Source organism: Parabacteroides sp. AM58-2XD (assembly GCF_003463685.1).
GTDB lineage: Bacteria > Bacteroidota > Bacteroidia > Bacteroidales > Tannerellaceae > Parabacteroides > Parabacteroides segnis.
In genome coordinates this window covers 1-6760 of sequence record NZ_QSDP01000175.1, presented here as the reverse complement: position 1 = coordinate 6760, position 6760 = coordinate 1, and the positions used below count along the sequence as shown (strand labels likewise).

The 6760-nt window shown below is 40.9% G+C and carries 4 protein-coding genes and 2 pseudogenes; 1 reads left to right on the top strand and 5 read right to left on the bottom strand.

The genetic code is table 11. The features are described from left to right. Window positions 1-173: 173 nt before the first annotated feature. From DXA15_RS24125 to DXA15_RS24105, 5 genes and pseudogenes are all read right to left on the bottom strand, one after another. Window positions 174-404, bottom strand: coding sequence for an NVEALA domain-containing protein (locus tag DXA15_RS24125; protein ID WP_128135726.1), 231 nt, complete (start codon window positions 402-404; stop codon window positions 174-176). A gap of 208 nt (window positions 405-612) precedes the next feature. Next, a pseudogene (locus tag DXA15_RS24120) lies at window positions 613-1276 on the bottom strand (hypothetical protein). Window positions 1277-1555: 279 nt separating this feature from the next. After that, window positions 1556-3625: a BT4734/BF3469 family protein gene (locus tag DXA15_RS24115; RefSeq protein ID WP_128135725.1), complete on the bottom strand. Its 2070-nt coding sequence runs from the start codon at window positions 3623-3625 to the stop codon at window positions 1556-1558. Between the two features lie 161 nt (window positions 3626-3786). Beyond that, window positions 3787-4227 carry a DUF6078 family protein gene (locus tag DXA15_RS24110; protein WP_128135724.1) on the bottom strand — a complete coding sequence of 147 codons (441 nt, stop codon included), beginning with the start codon at window positions 4225-4227 and terminating at the stop codon, window positions 3787-3789. 280 nt (window positions 4228-4507) lie between these two features. Beyond that, window positions 4508-4990 (bottom strand): annotated as a pseudogene (locus tag DXA15_RS24105) (transposase); the annotation flags it as partial. A 261-nt stretch (window positions 4991-5251) separates the two neighbouring features. Between DXA15_RS24105 and DXA15_RS24100 the strand changes: the two are divergent. Further along, the gene (locus DXA15_RS24100) at window positions 5252-6334 is read left to right on the top strand and encodes an AraC family transcriptional regulator (protein ID WP_128135727.1); all 1083 of its coding nucleotides are present in this window, start codon (window positions 5252-5254) and stop codon (window positions 6332-6334) included. Window positions 6335-6760: the final 426 nt, after the last annotated feature.

Genomic DNA, 6760 nt, shown 5'->3' with positions numbered 1-6760 from the left:
CGATTTTTTTACTCGTTAAATTTCATCGATTTTTTTACTCGTTAAATTTCATATATAAATTTGTTAAGAGATGTGTTAGAAGTGGTTTAGTGTATATTGATATTCATTTTGTATAAAAAAGGAATAAATGAATTATAATAAAACAAACTTTTAACACATCTCTATGAACGGTTTTAATCACAAGGTTTACAACCAAACCATCCTCCTTCACAACATTTTGTATAGCTTTCATCTGTCCACCAACAAGAACCTCCAACAGATGGTGTACATTCTTGTTCTGCTAATGCATTTATATTAGCTAGTGCCAAGTCTGACAGTTCCATCTTGTTCTGACTTTGGCCGAAATTCCAACTAGCTGTAGCTGCTATCGCAACTAGAGCTATGATACCGAATAACTTTTTCATATCCGTATATGTTTAATTATTTATTAAAATCATTATTTAATTAGGCTATTTTCTATCTTTGCCTACTATTCTTCGGATTAGATAGTCGAATGGCACCTGTATCATTCTATTTTGTCGGTTATATTACCTTGATACACCTCTTTTTCGGGGTCTCCGGGAGTTTGCTTGTACTATTTTGCGGTTGTGCAGCAAACTCCCCTTCGTTCGATCAACGAACATTCCCCTTTATATTTACTTTGACAGGTTGATTGTTAATACTATTGTACTTGATCGTAACGACTTCATCGAAGAAACCTGTATCCTTCGGTGTCATCTTAATTCCCACCCGGAGGGATTCTTCGGGTTTCGCAGGTCGTTTACTGCTATATTGTGTATGGGGTTACCCAAAACTACGACTTTGTTGTTCTTGTCCAGCAGGAATGTCTGGAAAGTTATATCAGCCGGGAACTTGTTCAAGTTGTTCAACCGGTCGTCCAAATCAATACAAATGGGATGGTCGAAACCATTACATTTCAGCATGTAACGTATTTCCCTCGCATCTTTGGATGTATAAAGAAGAGGAAAGGTACTTTATTTTGTATTACTGAATCGGTATATTCGATCAGTTCCTTCCATTTATCCAGTTTCAGTTTACAGTTGGTGCAACCGATGGAGTCTACATATATTAATACTTTATACTCAGATTGCGGAATCTGAAAATCCGTGGTATCTGTCAGATAACGGGTAAAAACGACATTTTCAGGGAACACAATCTGTTTTCCCTGCCATTCGTTTACGAGTTGCAGTATCTGTTTTTCCTTCTCTTTCTGCTTGTTGTGGCAGGAGAAGAAGGTGGTTGCTATTAATAATATGTAAAGATAAAAGGCTTTCATTTCGTTTGTTAAATCTTAAATTTCACAATCGGATCATCGCTTTTCACCTCAACGGCAACGATTATGTTTTATTTTTGGCTAATATAGGGATATTTATTGGAAAAAGCAAGAGTATTTATTCTTTTAAGACAATAAAAATCAATGTTATTGTCATTTTTACAAATCAGCAATTAGCATAACACAGAGAATAATGGAGGTAAAATACATGCAGTTTATATACATACTAAATGTAAAAAACAAATCATCTACAACAAAACACCCTCTATCTACCACTATCCCCTACTTTTCAACCACCAAATACAACCGCCCCCTGCTCGCCAGGTGCGTCATTACCCCTACTTTCTTCAGGAAACGACCAAAGACAGACACTTTACTCATCGGTAGTTTCACACCGCTCTTCTTTTGTAGCGAAAGGTAAATTTCTCCGGCTGATGCTTTTATACCCTCCTCTTTATGCTGAGAAGGACGATAATATTGGAAAAATAAATCTTCGTACAATGGACGCTGTTGAAACTCTTCATTCGCCTGCATCTGCAACGCCTCTTCTTCGTGGGTCAGCCAGTAACGTTCGTTGTTATTCAATGCGGCAACCGCCTGCGCGTAGAGTTGTGCATACTCAACCGGCTGCGCATTGTCTATCATCCCCTTCACCTCAATGCAGATGAAACGGCGGCTGCCGGAAGGATCGCCCAGGAGATCCGTATGGTTGCTCGTGGCGATGAACGAAGCATAACGCTTCACCGCCTCCACCTGCGTAGCATAGGGTTTACGCAGATTCACGACCGGCTTCTGCAACAGATGTTTCAGGAAGCCTTGATGCTTGACACTCACCTGGTCGAACTCGTCGATGTTGATCAACCCAAAGCGAGTAATATATAATTCGGCATCCCGCTTTTTACTGAAGTCGATACTGTCTGCATAATACCGGTTCAACTCCGGTGGCAAAAGGTTGAAACAGAAAGTGGACTTCCCGCACCCTTGTCCGCCCACCAACAAAGGAGAGAGGCTGTTGCCATGCTGTTTGCCGCGTCCCTGCCAATGCGCCACCATAGAGAGAAACCAGGTGTAAAACAACTGTTCCCACCGCACGTTATCGCATGGGATGCGGGCAGCCAACGGGCGGATACGATCTTTGCCATCCCACGCTGGTAAATGGGCCAGGTAATCTTCGATAGGCGCATAATCCGGAACACGGTCTGAAAAGACAAAACGCCGCACATCCCTGTCCCACAACTGCAAACCCTCCTTTTGAGCATTCAGGGCGACACTGTTCAACACACGGTCTGTCACCGGACGATAGTTGAAACAAAATGTGTTTTTCTCCCGATATTCCGGACCACCGGACATCAGGTTGTAACGGAAATCATAGCGACGGTTCATAAATTCCTCCATTTTCAATGCCTGTAACTGTTCGGGTTTGCAAAGAGGCGTACTTCCAAAATCCGAACCGGGAGCCAACCGGTAGGCATCGCCCAATGTCTCGCGGATCTCCACTTCCGAAATCAACTCTCCCCAATAAAGTTGCGTCCACTTCACACAATCCTCCAGCTCCACCCCGGCTGCAAAACAAAGTCTGCCAAGCGTGACCAACATCGGTTTAAAATCGACCTTCCGATCCAAATTCCCATGTGCTTCCAACGTCTGCTGCAAAGCAAATTCATATTGAATGGCGACATAACGATATTGCTCGTAAAGCGTCTGCCCGACACTCTCGACCGGCATCCGTTTCTCAAACTGTTCCTGATAGGCACTCTCTTCAGGCATGGCGGTAGGTTGCTCCAAATGGATGGCTAGCGCATCGGGATTGTAGTACACATCGGCATCAAAACTAAGCCGACAGCTCACCTCCAACGACGGGCGGTTCAACTCGATAGGATAAGAAAGGCGCGGTTCATACGTTTTGAGAGCATGCCGGTAAGCATGCGCATGAAAAATCTCGGCATCGGTCCGCGTGCGGGGAAGCGACCCGTCGGGATAGGTATACCCCACCACAAACTTCACACTCCGCCCACTGGAACCGATCATAGCAAACAAAGTCTGCGGATATTCAATGATTTTCCGTTTCAACACCAACGCTTCGTCCATGCTCTTCAACCGATTGATTTCCAACAATACCCAACCGTTATACTCCTTCAACTCCCCTTTCCGGAAAACACCGACAAAAAGCAACTGGGGTAATTTACGGGTAAACGAGTAACGTCTATTGGGATAAGCCCGCTTCAGCTTTTCACGAAAATGTTCAACTTTATCTCTCGTCTGCCCATCCTTTACCCATGCTACAACATCATCCATGCCCATCGCCCGTTGCGCAACATGATTCCGATAAAGAGTCTGCTTGGTTATCTTCATTTTATACGCTGTTTAAATGTTTTACTTACTGATACAAATTTGTTTTTCTGCCTAAAAAACTTTTGTTTTATACCTAGAAAACAAAAGTTTTCCGCTAAAGAAACTTTTGTTTCTTCGGCAAGAAACTAAAGTTTCCCTCCGAGTGAACCTTTTACACATACCTATCCCTTGGTCCATTGGTAGCCGGTCTGCCAAGAATCAAAAGCCGGTTCTTCCTCCACCCCGTTACTAAGAAAAACCTGCCGGATATAGCGTTGGTCTTCCGGCGAGAAAAGCCTTTCTCTGCGCTTAAACTGATAAAACTTATTCTTACCGTATGTTGACAACAAACGTTGCTTAATGTTCTTCGCTGTCTGATAGGGAATCCGGTCTAATAGGTGGTCCATGCCGACGGCATATTGCACAGGGGTATCCGCCATAAATCCCCTACAATCTCCTTCAGGATTAATACATCCCGGATTCACGATGGATACAGACCACTGCGTATCGGGGATAAAACGGACAATTTGATGCCGCAAGCACTGGTTCGCCAGCTTGCAGTTCCCGTTAAAACAATGCACAAAACCGGTCGGAACCATTGCATAATCAAGTTTTTCTATCATATCGTTTACTTTTTGAATCTTCTTCAAATATAACATATATTTCCGTCAAAAGGAAATATAAAAAGATAAAAAACAATAATATCGTGGTAGATACAGCAGGATAATTGTAGATACATTTTATCTACAATTATTATGAAACGTCTTAATTTACAAAGGCTATCAATCATAATTGTAGATATTGTAGAAAAAAAAGATAAAAAAACAATGGGGAGATACGCATATGGTGCATACCTCCCCATTTTCTGCAAAGAACAAATAAATTGCGAGACAGTCAGCAGCTTACGCTACCACGCCAGACAAAAGTGTAGCGGTTGGATGCTGATTCCACTTTGGTACCATCGATATACTGTACATCCAAACTGACATAGCCGGATTCCTGTAACAGCAGAACAATGGCTGAAAACAACGATTTTATGTGTTCCTTTAAACGTTTGCCGCGGAAATCATTGATCGTGCGGAAATCGGGAGTACTATTACCAGACAACCACATGAAGTGAATATTCTCCTGCAAGGCCTTTTCTATTTTGCGACAAGAATAGATATTGTTCAGGTATGCATAAAACAGAACTTTGAGCATCATACGGGGATGGCAGCTGCTGGTACCTCCACCTTTATATGCCCAGAGCAGACAACTAATATCCAAGGTGTCTACAACACTGTTTACAACACGAACGGGATGATTGGGAGCTATCTTTTCCGATAAGCTGGTCGGAAAAAGTACATTTTGGTTGGATGTTAACTCTTTAAATACTATCTTAGCCATTGCTATAATGTTTGGTTTTTGCAACGGTAAGATAATACTTTTTACCGAAATAAACAATAGCAAAAGGGGCTATCCGACTTTTTGGACAGCCCCTTTAATTCTAATAATTTATTCAATCTAATATGACCGGATCTATAACGTTAAATCATAGATTATGTGTCTATTTGTGAAGAAAAAGACGTATCTTTGTATCAAAATCAAATAAGCATAACAATGGAACCATCTATATACAGTTTTTCACTTTGTGCCGCACTGCCGTTGATGTTATTCTTCGGCTTTTATTTTTTGTTTGCAAAGACTCCTGAAAAGAAAATTTTCAAGAATTATCTCCGCTCCCGACAGATTATGGGTATAGCTATGCTGCTGCTTTCGGCAAATTATTCGGTACATTTCTTCTTTGGTATCCGATTCAAAAATGCGGATTCTTCCATATTGATGAACATGTCCACATACTTCCTGTGCTATTCTCTGTTCAGTTCGGCATTAATAATGTTGCTTGATTGTTTTTACATTACCAAACGGCGTGTGTGGACACATATCATTTTATGGATTATATTCTCAACTCTTTCCGGAGTTGTGTTGTTCCTGTTGCCAAGCGGAATCATGCAAAAAATCTCTTTATTTGCTTTAGCTGTCTGGTTAATCGTTTTTGGAGTCGTTTTAGCTCGCAGAGTCATAATTGCATATCGTAGAGCCATTCGGATTTTCAATGAAACTCAGGCGGATGATATAGGCACATATATCGAATGGCTTTCCATATTCACTTATTGGGCTGTTATCTTCGGTGTCGGATGCGGATTGCTGACATTTCTGCCAGACAAATATGTTTTTATCTGGATTTTGTCGTCAATACCGTTCTACAGCTATCTTTTCTACAGCTATCAGAACTACCTGCTGTTCTATGAACAGGTGGAAAATGCTTTTGAGCAAGATATACAGTCTGAAGAAGAACTTCTGACAGATACGGAAACAGAACCTGAAATAGTTTCTGAGAAAGAAGTTCCAGTGTCCTATACAGAAATTATAGAGAAAGTGGCCAACTGGATAAAGACAGACGGCTATGTCCAGCAGGGACTTACCATAAAAGAACTGTCCGAAATACTTCATACGAACCGTACCTATCTTTCCGCTTATATCAAGACTACGTATAAAATGACATTCCGCGAATGGATAACCGATCTCCGGTTGGAGTATGCGAAAAACATACTGAAGGAGCATCCGGAAATCAATATACAGAAGCTGGCTGAGTCTTCCGGTTTTCTTTCCCGCAGTAACTTTATCAAATCATTTACCGAGAAGGAAGGATGTACGCCTGGCAAGTGGAAAAAAGCAAATCTGGAATAATTTGTGTGGTAAAAAGCCGATGAAAAAGGTCTCAGAAGCTCATTTTCAAAAAGTGCTCAAGCGACAAAAAAGTGCTAATTCGACAAAAAAAAGTGCTCAAACGACAATTTGAAAAGTGCTCAAACGACAATTTTTATAAAACGCTGTATTTCAACAGAAAAAGTTTTTGTAATATTTTGGGCGCTGAATGGCATTTATTACCTTTGGAGAAGACAAAGATAATAAATTCAAGTTTATATGAGCAGAAAAATCACTTTTCTTACCAGGGCAACCGCACCAAAATTTCTATTAAAATATGTTTTGTGGCATAAATCATTAAAATATTTCAAAAAAAGTTGTGTAATTGGGGAATAAAGGTAATCTTGCAGATAGAAAAGTCTTAACTATGAAAATAGAACCTTAACGACTGGATTTTTTACGTGAAGA

Coding starts and splice junctions, on each gene's coding strand:
- DXA15_RS24125 (WP_128135726.1), bottom strand. CDS start 404: ATGAAAAAGTTATTCGGTATCATAGCTCTAGTTGCGATAGCAGCTACA.
- DXA15_RS24115 (WP_128135725.1), bottom strand. CDS start 3,625: ATGAAGATAACCAAGCAGACTCTTTATCGGAATCATGTTGCGCAACGG.
- DXA15_RS24110 (WP_128135724.1), bottom strand. CDS start 4,227: ATGATAGAAAAACTTGATTATGCAATGGTTCCGACCGGTTTTGTGCAT.
- DXA15_RS24100 (WP_128135727.1), top strand. CDS start 5,252: ATGTTATTCTTCGGCTTTTATTTTTTGTTTGCAAAGACTCCTGAAAAG.